Annotated in this window: 20 protein-coding genes; 13 read left to right on the top strand and 7 right to left on the bottom strand. The window is 65.4% G+C overall.

Going from position 1 to position 22,068, the window contains the following annotated elements; translation table 11 throughout:
- The first annotated feature begins 159 nt into the window (after positions 1-159).
- From CYJ10_RS19710 to CYJ10_RS19700, 3 genes are read left to right on the top strand one after another with little or no spacing between them, the layout of a single operon-like run.
- Positions 160-1,590, top strand: a complete 1,431-nt coding sequence (locus CYJ10_RS19710; RefSeq protein ID WP_101683144.1) for a sodium:proton antiporter — start codon at positions 160-162, stop codon at positions 1,588-1,590.
- Between the two features lie 5 nt (positions 1,591-1,595).
- A complete protein-coding gene (locus tag CYJ10_RS19705; protein WP_101683202.1) occupies positions 1,596-2,591 on the top strand; it encodes a 2-hydroxyacid dehydrogenase in 996 nt (331 codons plus the stop codon).
- Between the two features lie 28 nt (positions 2,592-2,619).
- Entirely contained in the window at positions 2,620-3,999 is a 1,380-nt protein-coding gene (locus CYJ10_RS19700) for a DNA recombination protein RmuC (protein ID WP_101683143.1), read from the top strand.
- 46 nt (positions 4,000-4,045) lie between these two features.
- On the opposite strand, the gene CYJ10_RS19695 is transcribed toward CYJ10_RS19700, so the two are convergent.
- The 5 genes from CYJ10_RS19695 to CYJ10_RS19675 form a co-directional block, all read right to left on the bottom strand.
- On the bottom strand, positions 4,046-4,327 hold the full coding sequence (locus tag CYJ10_RS19695; protein WP_092594280.1) for a hypothetical protein: 282 nt from the start codon (positions 4,325-4,327) through the stop codon (positions 4,046-4,048).
- A 276-nt stretch (positions 4,328-4,603) separates the two neighbouring features.
- On the bottom strand, positions 4,604-5,890 hold the full coding sequence (moeA, locus tag CYJ10_RS19690; protein WP_101683142.1) for a molybdopterin molybdotransferase MoeA: 1,287 nt from the start codon (positions 5,888-5,890) through the stop codon (positions 4,604-4,606).
- A 54-nt stretch (positions 5,891-5,944) separates the two neighbouring features.
- The gene (gene mobA, locus CYJ10_RS19685) at positions 5,945-6,556 is read right to left on the bottom strand and encodes a molybdenum cofactor guanylyltransferase MobA (protein WP_101683141.1); all 612 of its coding nucleotides are present in this window, start codon (positions 6,554-6,556) and stop codon (positions 5,945-5,947) included.
- Positions 6,556-7,680, bottom strand: coding sequence for a GTP 3',8-cyclase MoaA (gene moaA / locus CYJ10_RS19680; RefSeq protein ID WP_101683140.1), 1,125 nt, complete (start codon positions 7,678-7,680; stop codon positions 6,556-6,558). The genes mobA and moaA overlap by 1 nt, the downstream gene beginning before the upstream one ends.
- Before the next feature lie 251 nt (positions 7,681-7,931).
- Entirely contained in the window at positions 7,932-11,048 is a 3,117-nt protein-coding gene (locus CYJ10_RS19675; protein ID WP_101683139.1) for an Rne/Rng family ribonuclease, read from the bottom strand.
- A 986-nt stretch (positions 11,049-12,034) separates the two neighbouring features.
- Between CYJ10_RS19675 and CYJ10_RS19670 the strand changes: the two genes are divergently transcribed.
- The 4 genes from CYJ10_RS19670 (at position 12,035) to CYJ10_RS19655 (ending at position 15,336) form a co-directional block, all read left to right on the top strand.
- Positions 12,035-13,036, top strand: a complete 1,002-nt coding sequence (locus tag CYJ10_RS19670) for an RluA family pseudouridine synthase (RefSeq protein ID WP_101683138.1) — start codon at positions 12,035-12,037, stop codon at positions 13,034-13,036.
- A 61-nt stretch (positions 13,037-13,097) separates the two neighbouring features.
- Positions 13,098-13,757: an HAD-IA family hydrolase gene (locus tag CYJ10_RS19665; protein WP_101683137.1), complete on the top strand. Its 660-nt coding sequence runs from the start codon at positions 13,098-13,100 to the stop codon at positions 13,755-13,757.
- Positions 13,750-14,133 carry a Rieske (2Fe-2S) protein gene (locus CYJ10_RS19660; protein WP_101683136.1) on the top strand — a complete coding sequence of 128 codons (384 nt, stop codon included), beginning with the start codon at positions 13,750-13,752 and terminating at the stop codon, positions 14,131-14,133. Before CYJ10_RS19665 ends, CYJ10_RS19660 begins: the two co-directional genes overlap by 8 nt.
- A 39-nt stretch (positions 14,134-14,172) precedes the next feature.
- A complete protein-coding gene (locus CYJ10_RS19655; RefSeq protein WP_101683135.1) occupies positions 14,173-15,336 on the top strand; it encodes a S49 family peptidase in 1,164 nt (387 codons plus the stop codon).
- 125 nt (positions 15,337-15,461) lie between these two features.
- On the opposite strand, the gene CYJ10_RS19650 is transcribed toward CYJ10_RS19655, so the two are convergent.
- Positions 15,462-16,193 (bottom strand): SAM-dependent methyltransferase, encoded by a 732-nt coding sequence (locus CYJ10_RS19650; RefSeq protein ID WP_101683134.1) that lies wholly within the window; start codon positions 16,191-16,193, stop codon positions 15,462-15,464.
- Between the two features lie 3 nt (positions 16,194-16,196).
- Entirely contained in the window at positions 16,197-16,796 is a 600-nt protein-coding gene (locus tag CYJ10_RS19645; protein ID WP_101683133.1) for a Maf-like protein, read from the bottom strand.
- A 155-nt stretch (positions 16,797-16,951) separates the two neighbouring features.
- Here CYJ10_RS19645 and CYJ10_RS19640 point away from each other — a divergent pair, with 155 nt between their 5' ends.
- From CYJ10_RS19640 to fabG, 6 genes are all read left to right on the top strand, one after another.
- Positions 16,952-17,569 (top strand): DUF177 domain-containing protein, encoded by a 618-nt coding sequence (locus CYJ10_RS19640; RefSeq protein ID WP_101683132.1) that lies wholly within the window; start codon positions 16,952-16,954, stop codon positions 17,567-17,569.
- Positions 17,570-17,689: 120 nt separating this feature from the next.
- Positions 17,690-17,869 carry a 50S ribosomal protein L32 gene (rpmF, locus tag CYJ10_RS19635; RefSeq protein ID WP_008644820.1) on the top strand — a complete coding sequence of 60 codons (180 nt, stop codon included), beginning with the start codon at positions 17,690-17,692 and terminating at the stop codon, positions 17,867-17,869.
- Positions 17,870-18,061: 192 nt separating this feature from the next.
- Complete coding sequence (plsX, locus tag CYJ10_RS19630) at positions 18,062-19,141, top strand: phosphate acyltransferase PlsX (protein WP_101683131.1); 1,080 nt, start codon at positions 18,062-18,064, stop codon at positions 19,139-19,141.
- Between the two features lie 90 nt (positions 19,142-19,231).
- Positions 19,232-20,212 (top strand): beta-ketoacyl-ACP synthase III, encoded by a 981-nt coding sequence (locus tag CYJ10_RS19625; protein WP_101683130.1) that lies wholly within the window; start codon positions 19,232-19,234, stop codon positions 20,210-20,212.
- A gap of 80 nt (positions 20,213-20,292) precedes the next feature.
- Complete coding sequence (gene fabD / locus CYJ10_RS19620; RefSeq protein WP_101683129.1) at positions 20,293-21,228, top strand: ACP S-malonyltransferase; 936 nt, start codon at positions 20,293-20,295, stop codon at positions 21,226-21,228.
- A 20-nt stretch (positions 21,229-21,248) separates the two neighbouring features.
- Positions 21,249-21,998 (top strand): 3-oxoacyl-ACP reductase FabG, encoded by a 750-nt coding sequence (gene fabG / locus CYJ10_RS19615; RefSeq protein WP_101683128.1) that lies wholly within the window; start codon positions 21,249-21,251, stop codon positions 21,996-21,998.
- The last annotated feature ends 70 nt before the right edge of the window (positions 21,999-22,068 follow it).

Below are 22,068 nucleotides of genomic sequence, written 5' to 3'. Positions count from 1 at the left end.
TCAAAAGGGTTTGCTTTACACTGGGCCCTTCGCCGCGTGCTGCTGTCCCACCGCCCTGGTAACCACTCCGGACGCGTGCGCCTTGTCGTCTGTCTCACACGCGAATCCGTGTCTTGCACCTGTGACGGCGTGTGTTGCGATAAAGGAGATTGCTGTCTGATGTGTCGTGTTGCCACGCTGCTTCCTCAATATCTGCTTGCCACGTTGCTCCTGTCGCCGGCCGTGGCATTCGCGGCCGACTTCGATGGTGCCGCGCTGTCGCCCGTCTGGGGTGTGCCGTTCGCCGGCATCCTGCTGTCGATCGCGCTGTTTCCGCTGGTCGCGCCCAAATTCTGGCATCACCACTACGGCAAGATCGCCGCAGCCTGGGCGGCGCTGTTCCTGGTGCCGTTTGCCGCGCAGTTCGGCCTGCACGCGGCCGTGGCCAACGCCGCGCATGCGCTGCTGGCCGAGTACATCCCGTTCATCGTCCTGCTGACCGCGCTCTATGTGGTGGCGGGCGGCATCTGCGTGCGGGGCAACCTGCACGCCACGCCACGGCTGAACACCGGCATCCTGGCGCTGGGCACCGTGCTGGCCAGCCTGATGGGGACGACGGGCGCCGCGATGCTGCTGATCCGGCCGCTGCTGCGCGCCAATGACAACCGGCGCCACGTGGCCCATGTGGTGGTGTTCTTCATCTTCCTGGTGGCCAATGCCGGCGGCGCGCTGACGCCGCTTGGCGATCCGCCGCTGTTCCTGGGCTTCCTCAAGGGCGTGGAGTTCTCCTGGACGCTGCGCAACATCCTGCCCGAGACGATCTTTATCTGGGTGGTGCTGCTGGCGCTGTTCTACGTCATCGACCGCTATTACTTTCTCAAGCGGGAGGAAGAACTGCCGCAGGCGCAAGATCCGACGCCGGACTCGGCGGGCATCCGGCTCGAAGGCAAGATCAATTTCGTGCTGCTGGTGGCCGTGGTGGGCCTGGTGCTGATGAGCGGGCTGTGGAAGCCCGGCATCGCCTTCGACGTCATGGGCACGGAGGTACCGCTGCCCGCGCTGGTGCGCGACGGGCTGCTCATCGTGGTGACCGTGGTGTCGCTGCTGGCGACTCCGCATGCCGCGCGCAGTGGCAACGAGTTCAACTGGGAACCGATGCTCGAGGTGGGCAAGCTGTTTGCCGGCATCTTCCTGACGATCATTCCGGTCATCGCCATGCTGAAGGCCGGCACCGATGGCGCGTTCGCGGGCGTGATCCGGGCGGTCAGCGACGGCAACGGGCAGCCGATCGACAGCATGTACTTCTGGGCCACGGGCATCCTGTCGTCGTTCCTGGATAACGCGCCGACCTACCTGGTGTTCTTCAATACCGCCGGCGGCGATGCGGCCACGCTGATGACGCGCGATGCGTCGACGCTGGCCGCCATCTCGGCGGGCGCCGTGTTCATGGGCGCCAACACGTATATCGGCAATGCGCCAAACCTGATGGTCAAGGCGATTGCCGAAAGCCGTGGCGTGCGCATGCCGAGCTTCTTCGGCTACATGGCGTGGTCCTGCGCCGTGCTGGTGCCGCTGTTCCTGGTGATGACGTTCCTCTTCTTCCACGTATGACTGCCATGAAGCCCCCTGTCCTTGTCACGCGCGCCATCTTTCCCGATGTGATCGAGCGTCTTTCGCAATATTTCGATGTCGATGCCAACCAGGAGGACCTGGTCCTCGACGCCGCGGCGTTGCGGGCGCGGCTGGCCGGCAAGGCCGGCGTGCTGGCCAATGCCGCCGACAGGATCGACGGCGACCTGGTTGCCACGCTGCCGCAACTGCGGGCGGTCTGCAACATGGCGGTGGGCTACAACAACCTCGACGTGCCGGCGCTGACCGCCGCGGGGATCGTGGCGACGAACACGCCCGACGTGCTGACCGAGACCACCGCCGATTTCGGCTGGGCGCTGCTGATGGCCACCGCACGCCGTGTGACCGAGAGCGAGCACTACCTGCGCGCCGGCAAGTGGGAGCGCTGGAGCTACGACATGCTCGTGGGCATGGACGTGTACGGCAGCACGCTGGGCATCCTCGGCATGGGGCGCATCGGCCAGGGCTTGGCCCGCCGTGCGGCGGGCTTCGGCATGCAGGTGCTGTACCACAACCGCAGCCAGTTGCCGGCCGATGTCGAGCAATCGCTCAATGCGCGCTATGTGACCAAGACCGAACTGCTGAAGCAGTCGGACCATCTGATTCTGGTGCTGCCGTACAGCCCCGAGAGCCATCACGCGATGGGCGCGGCGGAACTGGCGCTGATGAAACCCACTGCCACGCTGATCAACCTGGCGCGCGGCGGCATTGTCGACGACGGTGCGCTGGCCGCCGCGCTGCGCGATCGCAAGATCTTTGCTGCGGGGCTCGATGTGTTCGAGGGCGAGCCGAACGTGCATCCTGACCTGCTGACCGTGCCCAACGTCGTGCTGACGCCGCACATCGCCAGCGCGTCGGAAAAAACCCGCCGTGCCATGGCCAACCTGGCGGCCGACAACCTGATTGCCGCGCTCGACGCGGGTCCGCAGGCCGGCAAGCCCCAGACCGTGATCAATCCCGAGGTCATGCCGCGCCGCCGCTGATCGGCACGGATCGCCAGCCTTCATTTCCATGTCGCTCATTCCCTTGCTGACCCTGGCCGCCGCGGTGGCGGCCGTAATCCTGTTGATCGTGCTGTTGATGCGCCAGTCCCGCGCCGGCACCGGCGAACTGTTGCCGATGCTGGGCGACCTGCGCGACGACGTGCGCGAGGACACCGCGCGTGGGCTGGAGCGCCTGGAGCGCGAGCTGCGCACCGAGCTGGCCGAAACGGCGCGCGGCAATCGCAGCGAATCGGGGCAGCACATGCTGCGGTTCCAGCAGCAGTTGTCGACACAGCTGACCAGCATCGCCACGGTGCAGCAGCAACAGCTTGCGCAGATGTCTGAAGCCAATGAACGGCGGCTGGCCGACGTGCGCACGACGCTGGAGCAGAAGCTGCGCGACATCGAGGCCAATAACGCGACCAAACTGGAGGAAATGCGACGCACGGTGGACGAGAAGCTGCACGCCACGCTGGAGCAACGGCTGGGCGAATCGTTCAAGCTGGTGTCCGAGCGCCTGGAGCAGGTGCATCGCGGGCTGGGCGAAATGCAGATGCTGGCGCAGGGGGTAGGGGATCTCAAGCGGGTGCTGACCAACGTCAAGACGCGAGGCACCTGGGGTGAAGTGCAGTTGGCCATGCTGCTCGAGCAGATTCTGACACCGGATCAGTACAGCAAGAACGTGGAGACCGTGCGCAACTCCGGGGCGCGCGTGGAGTTTGCCATCCGCCTGCCTGGCCGCGAGGTGGGTGGTAGCCCGGTCTGGTTGCCCATCGACGCCAAGTTTCCGAAGGAGCAGTACGAGCGGCTGATCGACGCGCAGGAGCGCGGCGACGTGGACGGCGTGAACACGGCCAGCCGGGAGCTGGAAGTGGCGGTACGCCGCGAGGCGCAGACCATCGCCGAGAAATACCTGGCGCCGCCGGCCACCACCGACTTCGCCATCCTGTTCCTGCCCACCGAAGGCCTCTATGCGGAAGTCTTGCGGCGGCCGGGGCTGACTGACATGCTGCAGCGCGATTTCCGGGTGACCGTGGCCGGCCCCACGACGCTGACGGCGCTGCTCAACAGCCTGCAGATGGGATTCCGGACGCTGGCGCTGGAAAAGCGGTCGAGCGAAGTGTGGGAAGTGCTGGGTGCCGTGAAGACGGAATTCGGCAAATTTGGCGAAGTTCTGGCGAAGACGCGCGATACGCTGGTGCGTGCGGCACGCAATATCGAGCAGGCGGAAGTCCGTACCAGACAGATGGAGCGCAAGCTGCGCACCGTGGAGGCGCTGCCGGGCGAGATCGCGGAGCAGCTGCTGGGAACGTCAGGAATGACGGGCGCGGAAACAACCACCGATCCAGCTACCGATAGCGCCCCGGCTGACGAGAGCGCGGGGCAGCAAGAAGACCGATTGGTCTAGTAGGCCTAATGGCCTAATGACCGGGCGGATGCCGGCCTGGTCGCAATTACTGGCGGTCTTCGGGGCTCAGTTCACGGATGTGAACCTCGATGCCGCCAAATCGCGCGGCCACCCAGTTGTAGGCGCGGCAGCCCAGCCAGAGCAGGCCAAAGCCGATCAGTGCGTTGAGGATCAGGGCGGTGAAGACTGCGATGCCGGGCAGATCGCCGTAGCGCACGAAGGCGACGAACAGGCCCATGGCCACGATCGGCACCGAAAAGCACAGATAGACCAGCACAAGTGCGCGGGCAGTCTTGACGGGATGGAGGTACGCGATCTCCTGGTGCATGACGACAGACAAGATATTGGGGGATTCGGATTTTCGTGGTGCAAGTGTAGCGATTGGGGCCTGCGACGCCTAGACCGCCCCACTGCCGGATGAGGCATTTCAGACCGCAACGGTGCTTTCCGACAATGTATGCGGCACAAAAACGACACCGCCAGCGGTGACCAGTGCCAGGCAAGGCAAGTGACGCATGAATCGGAAGGATTCATGTTGTCCCGGGCAGTGTTCCGCGTAGCGGGACATCACCCGATACCGGCGCCGCAGTCGGGGTGCCGGACGTCAGACCAGGCCGTCGAACAGCATGACTTGCACGGTGTCGCCGGCGGCTACCGAGCCCTGATCGTGATCGAGCACGACAAAGCAATTGGCTTCGCTCATCGAACGCAACACCCCCGATCCCTGCTGGCCCGTCAACCGTACCTCCAGATTGCCGTCAGCGCCCGGCGCGAGAATCCCGCGCTGGAATTCGGTGCGGCCGGGCTTCTTGCGAATCGGCGTCGTCGTGCGTACGCGGATACGCGGCAACGGCGCCACGTTGGCACCCATCAACCGATGCAGCGCGCCGCGCACGAAATGATAGAAGGTGACCATCACGGCCACGGGATTGCCGGGCAGGCCGAACAGCATTGCATCATGGCCGTTCGACGAAATCCGGCCGAACGCCATCGGACGCCCCGGACGCATCGCGATCTTCCAGAACGTGACGTCGCCCAGTTTTTCCATGATCTGCTTCGTATAGTCGGCGTCGCCGACCGATACGCCGCCTGACGTAATGATGGCATCGGCGTTCTCGCAGGCGCTGCGGAATGCCGCCTCCATGGCTTCGGGTTCGTCGCGCACCACGCCCATGTCGATCAGCTCCACATTGAGCCTGCGCAGCATGCCGTGCAGCGTGTAGCGATTCGAGTCGTAGACGCAGCCCGGATCGAGCGGCTCGCCGATCGAGCGCAGTTCATCGCCAGTGGAGAAAAACGCCACCCGCAGGCGGCGGCGTACCTTCACCTCGGCCACGCCCAGCGATGCCAGCATCCCCAGGTCGGCCGGTGTCAGGATCCGGCCCGCGCGCAATGCGGACTGGCCGCGCGTCAGGTCTTCGCCGCGCAGCCGGCGGTTGTCGCCGGCCCGCACCGCGTCGGGCGCAAAACGCACCAGATTGCCGCCCGCCTGGATTTCGACAAATTCCTGTGGAATCACGGTGTCGCAGCCCGCCGGCATGATGGCGCCAGTCATGATGCGAACGGCCTGGCCCGGCTGTGCCTCGCCGGCAAAGGCGTTGCCCGCATAGGCGGTGCCGATGACTTCCAGCGCGATACTGGCGTCACCTTGGGCCAGCGCCAGGCTGGAGAACGCGTAGCCGTCCATGGCCGAGTTGTCGTGCGCGGGGACGTCGATCGGCGAGATCACGTCGACGGCCAGCACGCGGTCCAGGGCGGTGCGAATCGCAAGCTGCTCGATGCCACGGACCGGATCCACCACATCGGCAATGATGGCGTTGGCCTGGTCCACCGGCAGGGCGGTGGGGTCGTAGTCGGACTGGCAGGAGATGACGGATTGCAGCGAAGGCATGGTCTGGGTCGTGACACGCGCACGCGTCGGCGATGAAGGGATTTGAGTGAGAGTCTAGCCGGATCGTCCGGCGGTTTCGTGCTCGCGAAGCTCATCCAGCGTATTGATGTTCGCAAACGCCCGGGCGTCGTCGAACACGACCTGCGCCAGCCGCTGGCCTGTGACCCAGTTCTCGATCTTGCGGTTGCCGGCGTCCATGTAAGCGCGCAGCCCGGCAGCGGCCGTGACCGGCATCAGGCAGAACACGGGCTGCAAGCGTCGGCGGCCGTCGGCGTCCACAGTCACCGGCACGGCGATGTCGGCGCGTTCGTCCTCGATACCTTGGGCCAGGCGGGCCACCAGATCGGTCGGCAGGAAGGGGGTATCGCAGGGGGCGGTGACCAGCCACGGTGTCTGGCACTGCGCCAGTCCGGCCAGCATGCCCGCCAGCGGTCCAGCGAAATCCGCGATGGTGTCGGCGATCACCGGCACACCGAAGCTGGCGTACCGGTCAGCGTTGCGGTTGGCGTTGATCAGCAGCGGCCCGGTCTGCGGGGCTAGGCGCTGCAGCGTGTGCTGCACCATCGGCGTGCCATGGAACGGCTGCAGGCCTTTGTCGGTGCCGCCCATCCGGCTGCCGCGGCCGCCGGCCAGGATCAGGCCCGTGATGTCGTCGCGCGCAATCATCAGCCGCCGATATACGACATTTCGATCTTGCTCTCGGCGCGCGCGGCGCGTACGGCAGGATCACTGCGCTGCTCGGAATAGTTGTCGGTGCGCGCCTGCCATACCTGGGCGATGGCGTTGCCGACCTCCAGGTCGCTGTGCCCGCCGCGCAGCAGCGCGCGCAGGTCGTACCCTTCCGTGGCAAACAGGCACAGGTAGAGCCGCCCTTCCGTCGACAGGCGGACGCGGCTGCAATCGCCGCAGAAGGCGTGCGTCACGCTGGAAATCACGCCGATTTCGCCGCCGCCGTCGCGGTAGCGCCAGCGCTCGGCGGTTTCGCCGGAGTAGTTGGCCTGCACGGCTTCCAGCGGGAACGCCTCGTCGATACGGCGCACGACATCTGCCGACGACAGCACCTCGTCCATCTGCCAGTGGTTGCTGGCGCCGACATCCATGAACTCGATGAAACGGACAATGATGCCGCTGTTGCGGAAGTGACGTGCCATCGGCACGATTTCCTGGTCGTTGGTGCCGCGCTTCACCACCATGTTGACCTTGATTGGCGCCAGGCCGATGGCCTGCGCGACTTCGATGCCGTGCAGCACATCGCGCACGGCAAAATCCACGTCGTTCATCTTGCGGAACGTGACATCGTCGATGGCGTCCAGGCTGACCGTCACGCGCGTCAGGCCGGCGTCGCGCAGCGATTGCGCCTTGCGGGCCAGCAGCGATGCATTGGTGGTCAGCGTCAGGTCCAGCGGCTTGCCGGATGCCGTTTCGATGCGCGCCAGCATTTCCACCAGGCGCTCGATGTTCTTGCGCAGCAGCGGCTCGCCCCCCGTCAGCCGGATCTTCTCGACACCCTGGGCCACGAACAGGCGCGCCACCCGCTCGATTTCCTCGAAACTCAGCAGCTCGGAATGGGGCAGGAACGTGTAGTCCTTGTCGAACACTTCCTTCGGCATGCAGTAGACGCAGCGGAAGTTGCAGCGATCGGTGACGGAGATGCGCAGGTCGTGCAGGGGCCGGCCCCGGGTGTCGGCCACGAGCCCGGTCGGCGCCAGCAGGCGCGACGGAATGCTCGGCACCATCGATCGGTATCGATGGTCGCGCAGGTCAAGAATCGGAATGACAGTATCGGTCATGGCAGAGTGGGGCCGCGGCTGACCGGTGCGGAGGGCGCCCGGGTGGCCGTTCTGCCTGCCATTCTAGCCGAGGGCGGCTTCCCGCCGCGCGCAACACTGTCGTGACAGAAGCACAGTTTATGGCGGCGAACGGCAGTACAGCTGGCGGGTTTGTGCCAAGTCACGTTGACGACACAGGCGCCCAAATGAAAAAAGGGACGGCGGTTGCCGTCCCTTCCTGTTGCTTCAGCCTGCAGCGGCCTGATGCCGCCTTATTGCTGCTGCTGTGCCGCGTCGTGTTGCTGGCCGCCCGTTTCAACGAGGACCATCGGGCCTTCCGGCAGCGGCGGCAGCGGCTTGCGCTCGCGCGGTACGCGTGCCGTCGGCGCGATGTGCGCGGCGGCTTCCTGCGCTGCGGCGAGCTTGGCGCTGTCGGTGCGTACCCATTCCAGACCAGCGGTAGCCAGCATCGACTCCAGGGCCGGGGCGCTCGTGCTTGCCGGAGCCGGGGCGGTCACGGCGGGCGCGACGGCGACCGGGGCCGGGGCTTCCGCGGCGGGAACCGGTGCCGGGGTCACTTCCGGGGTCGCGGCGACGGGCTCGGGCACCACCGGGGCGGTGGCGATCGGGGCCGGGGCTTCAACAGCCGCGGTTTCGATAGCCTGATAAGCCGGGGCGGGCGTCACGACGGGTGCCGGTTGCGGCTCGGCTACGGCGGCGAACACCGGTTCAGCGGCCGGGGCCGGCTTGACGGGCTCGGCGTACTGCACCGGTGCCACCGGCGCCATCGGAGCGGCCGGTTCGCGGACCACTGGCGCGGCTTCCACCGGCGCGGCGGCTTGCACCACCGGCGCCGGGGCGGCCGGTTCGGCGACAGGCTGGGTCGACTGGGTCGTCACCGATGCCGATTCCTCTTCGGATTCGGTCACGCCGGCGCTGACTTCGGCCAGGTTGCCTTCATTGACTTCGAGGCTGGTGCCGTCCTCGCGCTCGCGGCGGTAGCGGTTGCGGCCACGACGATTGCGGCGGCGGCGTTCTTCGCCGTCACCGGCTTCCGTCGCGGCTTCGGCGCCCAGGGCATCTTCCGGCACATCCACGGCGGCCAAAACCGCCGGTGCAGCCTGGGCTGCCTCGAATGCCGATTGCGGTGCCGTGCCTTCGACGTTCAGGGTGTCCTCGGTCTCGCGCGAATCGGCGCGCTCGCGCTGGCGTTCGCGTTGACGCTCGCGGCGTTCCTGGTTGCGTTCACGACGCGCTTCGGTACGCTCGCCCTGGGCAATCGCCGGCGTGGCTTGCTGGGCTTCGCGCGGCTGACGGTCGCCACGGGGCTGGCGTTCGCCGCGCGGCTCGCGTTGTTCACGCGGTTCGCGTTGTTCGCGTGCCTCGCCACGTTGTGTCTCGGCGCGTTCCGTGCGCTCGCCGCGCTGGCCACGACCCTGACGGTCACCGCGTTCGCCACGTTCGCCACGCTCACCGCGCTGTTCGCCGCGACCCTGGCGGCCTTCGCCACGCTCGCCACGCTCGCCACGGTCACCGCGCTCGCCGCGTTCACCACGTTGGCCACGACCCTGGCGGCCTTCGCCGCGGGCTTCGGCGGCCGGCTTGGCCGGCTCGGCCACGGGCGCCGGTGCCGGCTTGGCGCCGAACAGGCCCTTCAGCCAGGCAACGAAACCGCCGCTGGCCACCGGCTGGGTAGCCGGCGTGGGACGTGCGGCCGAAGTGGCGTCCGGCTTGGGCGCGCGCTCGGCGCGCGGCACCGATACCGGTGCGGGCGCGTCGGGCGTGATGCCCTTGACGGCCGCTTCCTGGCGCGGGCGCGCGTCTTCCTTCTTGCGGCTGCTGTAGCTGGTGTCGGCTTCCAGTTCCTTCGCGGCGGCCTCGGCCATGCGGTAGCTGGCGGTCGATTCTTCCAGGCGCGGGTCGTCGTGACGCAGACGCTCCAGCTTGTAGTGCGGCGTTTCCAGATGCTTGTTCGGAATCAGCAGCACATTGACCTTGAAGCGCAGTTCGATCAAGTTGATGTCCTGACGCTTTTCGTTCAACAGGAAAGCGGCCACTTCCACCGGTACTTGGCAGTGGATGGCGGCCGTGTTTTCCTTCATCGCCTCTTCCTGAATGATGCGCAGCACCTGCAGGGCGGACGATTCGGTATCGCGGATATGACCTGTTCCATTGCAGCGCGGGCAGGTGATGTGCGAGCCTTCCGACAGCGACGGACGCAGGCGCTGGCGCGACAGCTCCATCAGGCCGAAACGGCTGATCTTGCCCATCTGCACGCGGGCACGGTCGTGGCGCAGCGCGTCCTTGAGGCGCGTTTCCACGTCCTTCTGGGCCTTGCCGGACTCCATGTCGATGAAGTCGATCACGATCAGGCCGCCCAGGTCGCGCAGGCGCAGCTGGCGGGCGATTTCGTCGGCGGCTTCCAGGTTCGTGCGCAGCGCGGTTTCCTCGATGTCCGCACCCTTGGTGGCGCGGGCCGAGTTCACGTCAACCGACACGAGGGCTTCGGTATGGTCGATCACGATGGCACCGCCCGACGGCAGCATCACCATGCGCGAGTACGCCGATTCGATCTGGTGCTCGATCTGGAAACGCGAGAAGAGCGGCACGTCGTCGCGGTACTTCTTCACGCGACTCATGTTGTCGGGCATGACCACGCTCATGAAGGCGCGGGCCTGCTCGTAGATCTCGTCGGTATCGATCAGGATCTCGCCGATATCGGGCTGGAAGTAATCGCGGATGGCGCGGATCACCAGGCTCGATTCCAGATAGATCAGCAGCGGGGCCTTGTTGTCGCCGGCGGCGCCGTCGATGGCCTTCCACAGTTGCAGCAGGTAGTTCAGGTCCCACTGCAGTTCCTCGGCGGCACGGCCGATGCCGGCGGTGCGGGCGATGATGCTCATGCCTTCCGGCACCTGCAGCTGCCCCATCGTCTCGCGCAGTTCCTGGCGGTCCTCGCCCTCGATGCGGCGCGACACGCCGCCGCCGCGCGGGTTGTTCGGCATCAGAACCAGGTAGCGGCCGGCCAGCGAGATGAACGTGGTCAGGGCGGCGCCCTTGTTGCCGCGCTCTTCCTTTTCGACCTGGACGATCAGTTCCTGGCCTTCATGCAGGGCGTCCTGGATGCGCGCGTTGCGCACGTCCACGCCGTCCTTGAAGAAGGCTCGGGCCACTTCCTTGAACGGCAGGAAGCCGTGGCGCTCTTCGCCGTAGTTGACGAAGCAGGCCTCCAGCGACGGCTCGATACGGGTAATGACACCCTTGTAGATGTTGCCCTTGCGCTGTTCGCGCCCGGCAGTTTCGATGTCGATGTCGATCAGTTTCTGGCCATCGACGATCGCGACGCGCAACTCCTCCTGTTGCGTCGCGTTAAACAGCATGCGTTTCATCGCAATACCTCACTCCAGTGTCGCGGGAGCCCAATGGGTCATGAGTGGGTCATGCCCGCGACGGTCCAGGGAGCACGCGAGGAAAGAGAGCGAGGGCGGGAGAATTGCCGGAGTTGCCGACGCGTTGCTATGCGGCCGGCTGGGCGCGGGTGAAAGGAGAGGGTGTCGGCGTCCCGTCATCCGCAAAAAGTCTGCGGGCGATCCGCTGCTGGGTCGGGAGAGGGCAAATGGGCCTTGCTCCTGGTGCAGCGATATCTGGCGGATGCCGGCGGGCCGGGGGCGAGGGCGGCATGTCGGCCGTGCCATCGGCACGGGCAACGCTGCCCATCGCAGCCGGGCCGGGATGGCCAGGACGCGTCAAAGAGCAAGTCATCCGGACGCAGCAGTTGCATGCCATTGCCAAACCGACCTGTCCGCTGGCGGGCGCGCCGCTGGTTCTTCGCGTTCTGCGCTCGGGCGCCGCTGCCGGATCGTCGAACTACGACGACCATCGGCAAGTCGCGGCGGGTACTGCAGGTCGGTTGGCAGGGTGTCACCTGCCGGGCCGGCACCGGTTCCCGGTGCGGGCGGTCTTCTCTCACCGATGCGGATGCCCTTCACTGGCATCCACATTGAATTCTTTTCTACCTGAACACTCTGTTTCCACGTGTCGGCCGGCTGATTGCCGAAGCCGCCTCTGGGCGACTTCCTGCGCGCCGGCGCGGCGCGTGCGTGCTGCTGATTGCCACCATTTGCCTGTCTGGCGCCTGCGGGGTACGCAACATGCGGGAGACGGGCCGGGCTGGCGGCAACCCGAAGTGTAAAATGCGAGATCTCGCGCGGATACTGGTGGGACTACCCAAGACAACTGCCTGGATGCCCTGCATGTTCCGTTCCGGTTTGCCGCAAATGGCAGGCATTCCGGTTGGAGTTCGCGCCAAACATCGCTTACACAGGTCGCACATTCCCGGCATTTGGCCGGGTACGGCCGGGAAATTATATTGAAAATGAATGAGTTACGCCATCAAATTGAAACGGAGCCGCGCTCCCGCACCAGCGGCCTCCAGGTGGCGTATGTCACGATTGACGAGAGCGCCGAAGGTCAGCGCATCGACAACTACCTGTTGAAGGTCGCCAAGGGGGTGCCCAAGAGCCACATCTACCGGGTTCTGCGCTCGGGTGAGGTGCGCGTCAACAAAGGGCGGATCGATGCAACTTACCGGCTGAAGCTGGGCGATGTCGTGCGAATCCCGCCGATGCGCGTGGCTGAAAAGGCATCGGAGGGCACTTTCGTGCCGGCCGGCGAATTTCCGGTTTTGTTCGAGGACACCCACCTGCTGGTGATCGACAAGCCGGCCGGCGTGGCCGTGCATGGCGGGTCAGGGGTGGCGTTTGGCGTGATCGAACAATTGCGCCGCGCGCGGCCCGAGGCCAAGTTTCTGGAGCTGGTGCATCGGCTGGACCGCGAAACCTCCGGCATCCTGGTGCTGGCCAAGAAGCGGTCGGCGCTGGTGCACCTACATGAGCAGATTCGCGGAAGCGACATGGACAAGCGCTACTTCGCCTGCGTGGTGGGTGAATTTCCGAATGCGCGCCAGCACGTGAAGCTGCCTCTATATAAGTACAGCACGCCGGATGGCGAGCGGCGCGTGCGCGTGCAAGCCGAGGGCGGTCTGGCGTCGCACACGGTCTTCAACCGCGTGAAGGCGTTCGAGGGGTTCACGCTGCTGGAAGCCGAACTGAAGACCGGGCGTACGCACCAGATCCGCGTACATCTGCAGTCGACGGGTTTCCCGATCATCGGCGACGAGAAGTACGGCGACTTTGCGCTCAATAAGGCGCTTTCCCGCAGTGGCGCGAAGCCCGGCATCAAACGGATGTTCCTGCACGCCCACAAACTGACGTTCATCCATCCGAATACCGGCGAGCCAATCACTGTGTCTGCGCCGCTGCCTCCCGAATGTGTCGATTTTTTGCAACAATTGACCCAGATCGGCGACGCCTCGTGAGGACTGGCGCACGCGCCGCAATCCATATCTGCAACACTTTCCGTATCGACCAAGGACCGCAATGGCCAGGCAGCGCTTTGACCTGATCGTTTTCGACTGGGATGGAACCCTGATGGATTCCACGCCTACCATCGCCAAGTGCATTCAACTGGCCAGCCGCGACCTGGGCTTGCCCGTGCCCAACGACAGCGCCGCCAGCCACGTGATCGGGCTGGGCCTCAAGGACGCGCTGTCCTATGCCGTACCGACGCTCGATCCGGCCGATTACCCGCGTCTGGCCGAGCGCTATCGCTATCACTTCCTGACCCGCGACGCGGATCTGGTGTTGTTCCCGGGTGTGCGCGAGATGCTCGAGGCGCTGCACGCCGAGCACTATTTCCTGGGCGTGGCCACCGGCAAGACCCGCGTGGGGCTTGAGCGTGCGCTGGCCAGCACCGGTCTGGGCAAGCTGTTCGATGCCACGCGTTGCGCGGACGAGACATTCTCGAAGCCGCACCCGGCCATGCTGCATGAGCTCACGCGCGAGCTGGGCCAGGACATCGGCCGCACGGTCATGGTTGGCGACACCACGCACGATCTGCAGATGGCCATCAACGCCGGCGCGCAGGGCCTGGGCGTGTGCTATGGCGCACATCCGGCCGATTCGCTCCGCGCGATGTCGCCCGTGCATTGCGCCACGTCGATCGCCGATCTGCAGCAATGGCTGCTTGACCATGCCTGACGACAGCCTGGCACCACGCCGCCTCTGCGCAGCCGTCGATCTGGTCGATGGCGGGGCGGGGGTGCGTTTTACCGTCCGCATGGCTTCGCGCGACATCGGCGCGTTTGCGATCCGCTACGACGGCGTGGCCTATGGCTACCTGAACCAGTGCGCCCATGTGCCCATGGAGCTCGACTGGCAGGAAGGGCAGTTTTTCGATAGTGCAGGCCTATACTTGATGTGCGCGACACATGGCGCGACCTACGCGCCAGACACCGGTCTGTGCGTGGGCGGCCCTTGTCGGGGCGCCGCGCTTGCCAAGCTCCACATCGAGGAACGTGAAGGTGCTGTCTTCTGGCAGCCCGAAGCCCCTTTTTTTGCGCCCGACGCCAACTGAGCGGAGCCGGGTCTTCGTTTGACGCCTGAGTCCATCTGCATGACAGAACAGCAAAAACCGCCATCATCCGAACAACCGGGTCAACCAGAGCAGCGTCCTGACGAGCACGCTCCCGGCAGCAGCGAGACGCTGGAAACGGCGCAGCAGGCGGACTATCCGCTGGAGCGCGACCTGAAGGCCGGCGACGATGCCGCCCGCCGCGAGGCCGACGAACGCCGCGCGCGCATGGCCGGCAACGCTGCCGCGCCAGTGGGCGGCGCCGGTGGCGGCTGGGAACGCGACGTGCTGGAAAAGGTGCTGATGGCCAGCCTGCGCGAGCAACGCGCCGCACGGCGCTGGAAGATATTCTTCCGGCTGGTGGGGCTGGGCATCCTGGCGCTGATCCTGTTCGCCGTGATCGATTTCAAGGGCGACAGCCTGACCAGCACCAGCGGCCGCCATACGGCCATGGTGACGCTTGAAGGCGAGATCGCCGCGGGCACGCCAGCCAGCGCCGACTCGATCAATGCATCGCTGCAGGCGGCGTTTGCCGATACCTCGGCCGCGGGCGTGATCCTGAAGATCAACTCGCCCGGCGGCTCGCCGGTGCAGGCCGGCATCATCAACGACGAGATCCATCGTCTGCGCAAGACCTATCCGGACAAGCCGTTCTACGTGGTGGTGGAGGAAATCTGCGCGTCGGGTGGCTACTACGTGGCCGCCGCGGCCGACAAGATCTATGTCGACAAGGCCAGTATCGTTGGCTCGATCGGGGTGCTGATGGACGGTTTCGGCTTTACCGGCCTGATGGACAAGCTGGGGGTCCAGCGTCGCCTGTACACGTCGGGCGCCAACAAGGGCATGCTCGATCCGTTCTCGCCCGAGGTGCCGCGCCAGAAGGCGTTCGCGGAGTCGATGCTCAAGCAGATCCACCAGCAGTTCATCGATGTGGTGAAGGAAGGTCGGGGCGACCGGCTCAAGAGCGACCCGGATCTGTTCTCGGGCCTGTTCTGGTCCGGCGAGCGCGCGGTGGAACTGGGCCTCGCCGATGGCCTGGGTAGCGCCGACTACGTGGCGCGCGACCTGTTCAAGGCCGAGGACATCGTCGACTACACGGTCAAGGAAAACATCGCCGAGCGCGTGGCCAAGCGGTTTGGCGCGGCGATGGGCTCCGCGGCAATGAAGATGATGTTGATGAACGCGTCGGCGCCTGCTGTGCGCTGAGGATGGAAATTGGCGTTTTTCCGTCCTTTCCCTATGGGGAGGGGGCGGTTTGGTGCCTGACGCGTCCTGGCTGCCCGCTTGTTAACTAGCTAACTAGTTAACAAGTGCGAGCGGCCTGGTACCAACTACTGCGCGAGCAGCGAAAAGATCGCCGGGCGCTTGTGCAGTTCAAGGCGGTCCGGGCGCCACGCGGAGATCGGCAGCGTGACGATGGTCTCTGTCGGCAGCGTCAGGTCCACGGCGATCGACAGCAGCGTGGTGCCCGAACAATGCTGGCGCAGCGCGTCGAGCAACGGGCCGTTGCGATAGGGCGTCTCGATCCACACCTGGGTTTGCTGCGCCTTGCGCGATCGCTGTTCCAGATCACGCAGCTTCTTCGCGCGTTCGTTGGCATCCACGGGCAGGTAGCCATTGAACGCAAAGCTCTGGCCGTTCAGGCCCGAGCCCATCACCGCCAGCAGGATCGAACTGGGGCCGACCAGCGGACGCACCGTGATGCCGCGCGTGTGGGCCAGCCGCACCAGATCGGCGCCCGGATCGGCTACGGCCGGCACGCCCGCTTCGGACAGCAGGCCGCCATCGCGCCCGTCCGCGATGGGGTCGAGCAAGGCATCCAGCGCAGCGGCCTTTGTATTGACGTTCAGTTCGCGGATTTCGATCTGCTGGATGGTGTGCGTCAGCGGCGCGGTCTCCGCCAGCTTCTTCAGGAAGGCGCGCGCCGTCTTGGCGTTTTCGGCCACCAGATAGTCAAGCCGCGCCGCGATCTGCTGCACACCGGCGGGAATCACATCCATGACGGGGTCGAACTCGTCGCGCTTGCCGAGCGTGTTGGGAATCAGGAAAAGCGTGCCAGCCATGGTTCAGGCTCCAAAGAACGGGTAGCCGACCTGGCGCAGCATGCCGGTCAGGGCTACCAGCGGCAGGCCAATCAGCGCGGTGGGGTCGTCCGATTCCACGCGCGACAGCAGGGCGATGCCAAGGCCTTCCGCCTTGGCGCTGCCGGCGCAGTCGTAGGGTGTTTCGATGCGTAGATAGGCATCCAGCTCTGCATCGGTCAGGTTGCGGAACGTGACCAGCGTCTGCACGTCGGCCAACTGCGCAACGCCGGTACGGCTGTCGAGCAGGCACAGGGCCGAATGAAAGGTGACGGTTCGGCCACGCATGCGTTGCAGTTGCGCCAGCGCGTTTTCATGGTTGCCGGGTTTGCCAATCTGCATGCCGTCGAGCGTGCAGACCTGATCGGAGCCGATAACCAGCGCACCAGGGTGTCGCGCCGCGATGGCTTCGGCCTTCAGTCGCGCCAGGCGCAATGCGGTGGCGTCGGGGCGCTCGCCGGACAGTGGCGTTTCGTCGATATCGGGCGTTGCCACCTCGAACGGGATCTGCAGCCGCGCCAGCAGTTCGCGGCGATAAGGTGAGCTTGATCCGAGGATCAGCGCGGGACGGGAGTCGGAAGACATATAGGAAGGGCGCCAGAAATCGGTGAAGAACGGTTTTCGGCTTGTATACTTTGACCGTTCCGGAAAATTCCACGTATAATCGCGCGTTTAGCCGCACAGGCACATGCGTTGCCTGCAACGTGTGGCAAACAAGGCATTTACTGCGATTCAGTCTGATGAGTCAGCCGACCCAGCCAGCGGCGTCCGCCCTGGCCTTCGATCTGCGTGAAACCGATCTCTTCGCCTTCTGCCGCAAAGGTGGCAATGTGGCGGGAGAGGTGCCGGTGCGCGATTTGCCGCGCATCTTAGCCGAGACGGCCGCCGATGCGCCAGCGTCCGCCGCGGACGAGGCTTTCGCGTACACCCTGATCGGCTTTGTGCGCGAAGAGGCGGCGGAGCCCGGTGCGGCGGTATCGCAGCGCCTGTTTGTCGACGTGACGGTCAATGGTCGTGTCTGGCTGAATTGCCAGCGCTGCCTGGGGGTTTATCCCGAACCGATCGCAACGAAAATGCGTTTTGAGGTAGCGGTCAGCGAGGAAGCGGCCGAAGAAGCGCCGATGGATGACGACGAGCTCGACGTGATCGTGGGCTCGAAGAAGTTTTCGGCGCTGGAACTGATTGAAGATGAAGTGCTGTTGGCATTGCCTTCGGCACCGAAGCATGAAGTCTGTCCGACGGTACACGAGTCGCTCGTGACCGGCGCAGACGGCGAGGTGGAGCCCGAGGCTCCGCCCGCGGAAGAAAAGCGGCCATCGCCCTTTGCGGCGCTGGCCGGCCTGAAGACCAAGCATTGACGCCGCGCGGAGCGCGGCCTGGCAGGTCTTCACGGTAGAGGTCAAGCATCCGGCCGGGCCCCGGCTACGCCTTGCGCAGGATGCGTGTGTTAATATCGCAAAATTCTCGAAGGAGTCATCATGGCTGTTCAACAGAACAAGAAGTCGCCGTCCAAGCGCGGCATGCACCGTTCGCACGACCATCTGTCGGTCGCCCCCCTGGCCGTCGAACCGACCACGGGCGAAACCCACCTGCGCCACCATGTCAGCCCGAACGGCTACTACCGTGGTCGCAAGGTCATCAAGACCAAGAACGACTGACCAGGTCGTCTGGCGTGACCCTGTGTCTCGCTCGCGCACGTTGTCAGGTGTAAAACAGGAAAGCGGCAAGCTGGTTGCCGCTTTTTTGTTGGGCGCTCGGCGCCCGCACGGCAGCGTATCCGCGCGTCCGGCTGGTTGCGTCCCCGCGAATCGATGCGGCGGGTGCCGGCGCGCTTTCCGTATCAGGAAACAATGACGATCAAGCTCGCTATCGACTGCATGGGCGGTGATCACGGAGTCTCCGTGACGGTGCCGGCAGCGATCAGTTTTCTTTCCCGTCACGACGACGCCGAGATGATCCTCGTCGGCCTGCCCGACGCCATCGGCGCGCAGCTGAAAAAGCTGCATGCAAGCGATCATCCGCGCGTGACCATCGTGCCCGCGACCGAAGTCATCACCATGGATGACCCGGTGGAAGTGGCGCTGCGCAAGAAGAAAGACTCTTCGATGCGCGTGGCCGTGACGCAAGTCAAGGAAGGCAAGGCTGGCGCCTGTATTTCCGCTGGCAATACCGGCGCATTGATGGCGGTTTCACGCTATGTGCTGAAGACGCTCGAAGGCATCGAGCGGCCTGCCATCGCCACGACGATTCCCAACGAACAGGGCTGGGGCACCACGGTGCTCGACCTCGGTGCCAACGCCGACTGCGAGCCGGAGCACCTGCTGCAGTTCGCGCGCATGGCTGAAGCCATGGTTGCGGTCGTGGATCACAAGGACCACCCGACGGTGGGCCTGCTCAATATTGGCGAGGAAGTGATCAAGGGCAACGAGGTGGTCAAGGCCGCCGGCGAGCTGCTGCGCGCTTCCGAGCTCAACTTCTACGGCAACGTGGAAGGCAACGACATCTTCAAGGGTACGACCGACATCGTCGTCTGTGACGGCTTCGTCGGCAACGTGGCGCTCAAGAGCACCGAAGGCCTGGCCAAGATGATCGGCAGCATGATCAAGGAAGAATTCACGCGCTCGTGGTTCACCAAGCTGCTGGCCGCGGTGGCGATGCCGGTCCTGTCGCGCCTGGCGCGGCGGCTCGATCCTGCCCGTTACAACGGCGCATCGCTGCTGGGGCTGCGTGGGCTGGTGATCAAGAGCCACGGTTCCGCCGATGCCCATTCTTTTGAGTGGGCGATCAAACGCGGGTATGATGCGGCCAGAAATGGCGTCATCGAGCGCATTGCCAAGGCCTTTGCCAACAAGTCCGGTGCCGCTGGCGCCGCGACGGGCGGCCCGGAGACAGACTCGCCGGACCCAAATTCCGATACCCGTGCCGCCTGAGGCCGCGCGCCCGTAACGGGCGGGTGGCCGGCGTTCCGCCCGACGGCCTGGCCCCGGGCGGGCCGGTGAGCACCACGATCCGACATACTCATGACCAAGTACGCAAAAATCATCGGCACGGGGAGCTACCTGCCCCCGCGACGCGTCACGAATCACGACCTCGCCGTGCAGCTTGCCGAGAAGGGTATCGAGACCAGCGACGAGTGGATCGTCTCGCGCAGCGGTATTTCGGCGCGCCACTGGGCCGAACCCGACGTGACGTCGAGCGACCTGGCCGTCAAGGCCGCCGAGCAGGCGATTGCCGCCGCGGGCATCGACCGCCAGGACATCGACCTGATCATCGTTGCAACGTCGACCCCGGATTTCGTGTTCCCGAGCACCGCCTGCCTGGTGCAGCAGAAGCTCGGCATCACGAACCAGTGCGCGGCGTTCGACCTTCAGGCTGTGTGCTCGGGTTTTGTCTACGCGATGTCGACGGCTGACAAGTTCATCCGCAGCGGCTCGCACAAGAACGTGCTCGTGATCGGTTCCGAGGTGTTTTCGCGCATCCTCGACTTCAACGACCGTACCACCTGCGTGCTGTTTGGCGATGGCGCGGGCGCCGTGGTGCTGAGCGCCTCGGACGAGCCGGGCATCCTGTCGTCGGCCATGCATTCGGATGGCAACCACGTGGACATCCTGTGCGTGCCGGGCAATGTGTCGGGCGGTGCCATCACCGGCAATGCCTTCCTGCACATGGACGGCCAGGCCGTGTTCAAGCTGGCCGTGACCGTGCTGGACAAGGTAGCGCGCGAGGCAATCTCGGCGGCCGAAATGCAGGCCGATGAAATCGACTGGCTGATTCCGCACCAGGCCAATATCCGCATCATGCAGGGCACGGCCAAAAAGCTGGGCCTGCCGAGCGAGCGCATGGTGGCCACGGTGCATGAGCACGGCAATACCTCGGCCGCATCGATTCCGCTGGCACTGGACGTCGCCGTGCGAGATGGCCGCATCAAGCCCGGCCAGACCGTGCTGATGGAAGGCGTTGGCGGCGGCTTCACCTGGGGTGCGGTGCTGCTGCGCATGTAATATGCGGCCGGTGCGATGCGCCCGAGCGTGCCGCGCCGTTCCGAAACGTTTAAACGTTGTATAGCCAGACTGGATTTCCGATGAAATTCGCATTCGTTTTTCCCGGCCAGGGTTCGCAGTCGGTTGGCATGCTGAACGCGTTTGCCGACAACCCCGTGGTGCGTGCCACGCTCGAGGAAGCGTCGACGGCGCTGGGTCAGGACATCGGCAAGCTGATTGCCGAAGGCCCGGCGGAAGACCTGAACCTGACGACCAATACGCAGCCGGTGATGCTGACGGCGGCGGTTGCCGTGTACCGTGCATGGCTGGATGCCGGTGGTCCGGTGCCGGCCCTGGTGGCTGGACACAGCCTCGGCGAGTATTCGGCGCTGGTGGCGGCGGGCGTGATCCCGTTCGCGGACGCCGTGCCGCTGGTGCGATTCCGCGCCCAGGCCATGCAGGAAGCCGTGCCGGTGGGCGAGGGCGGCATGGCCGCCATCCTGGGCCTGTCCGATGACGACGTGCGCGCCGCATGTGCGGAAGCCGCGGCAGCCGGCGTCGGCGTGGTCGAGGCGGTGAACTTCAATGCCCCGTCGCAGGTGGTGATCGCCGGCAACAAGGGTGCCGTGGAAAAGGCCTGCGAAATCGCCAAGGCCAAGGGCGCCAAGCGCGCGCTGCCGCTGCCGGTATCGGCGCCGTTCCACTCGTCGCTGCTCAAGCCTGCTTCGGACCGTCTGCGCGAGCGCATGGCTGGCCTGACGTTCTCGGCCCCGGCGATTCCGCTGGTGAACAACGTCGACGTGGCTGTGGTCAACGATCCGGCGCAGATCAAGGATGCGCTGGTTCGCCAGGCGGCCGCGCCGGTGCGCTGGGTGGAGTGCGTGCAGAAGATGGCTGCCGAAGGCGTCACGCACGTGATCGAATGCGGCCCGGGCAAAGTGCTGGCCGGCATGACCAAGCGCATCGACGGCAACCTCGTTGGTGGTGCAATCTTTGATCCGGCATCGCTGCAGGAAACGCTGGCGCTGCTGAAATAAGACCTAGGAACAAACGCAACATGAGCAAGACTCTGGAAAATCAGGTCGCGCTGGTAACGGGCGCCTCGCGCGGCATCGGCCGGGCGATCGCGCTGGAACTCGCACGCCAGGGCGCTACCGTGATCGGGACGGCCACCAGCGAATCGGGTGCGGCGGGTATCAGCGAATACCTGTCGGCCGAGGGGCTGAAGGGTAACGGCGTGGTGCTGAACGTGAACGATGCCGCGCGCTGCGACGCCGTGATCGACGAGATCGTGAAGACGCACGGTGGCCTGGCGGTGCTGGTGAACAATGCCGGCATCACGCAGGACCAGCTGGCCATGCGCATGAAGGACGACGACTGGACGGCCGTCATCGACACGAACCTGACGGCGGTGTTCCGCCTAGCGCGCGCGGTACTGCGCCCGATGATGAAGGCCCGTGGCGGTCGCATCATCAACATCACGTCGGTGGTGGGCTCGACGGGCAACCCGGGCCAGATGAACTATGCGGCGGCCAAGGCCGGTGTGGAAGGCATGACCCGCGCGCTGGCGGCCGAGATCGGCAGCCGCAATGTCACGGTGAACTGCGTGGCGCCGGGCTTCATCGATACGGACATGACCAAGGCGCTGTCGGAAGAGCAGCATGCTGCCCTGAAGGCGCGCATTCCGCTGGCCCGGCTGGGGCAACCGGAAGACATCGCCAACGCGGTGGCTTTCCTGGCTGGTCCGCAGGCTTCCTACGTCACGGGCACTACGCTGCACGTGAACGGCGGCATGTACATGAACTGAGGATTCGAGCCGGCTTCAGTTTCGAGGGAGAAGCTGAAAGAAGCCGGTTGAAGCTGTAGTTTTTGAAACC

This window comes from Cupriavidus pauculus, assembly GCF_002858765.1.
Classification (GTDB): domain Bacteria; phylum Pseudomonadota; class Gammaproteobacteria; order Burkholderiales; family Burkholderiaceae; genus Cupriavidus; species Cupriavidus pauculus_B.
This window is presented reverse-complemented; position numbering and strand designations above follow the sequence as displayed.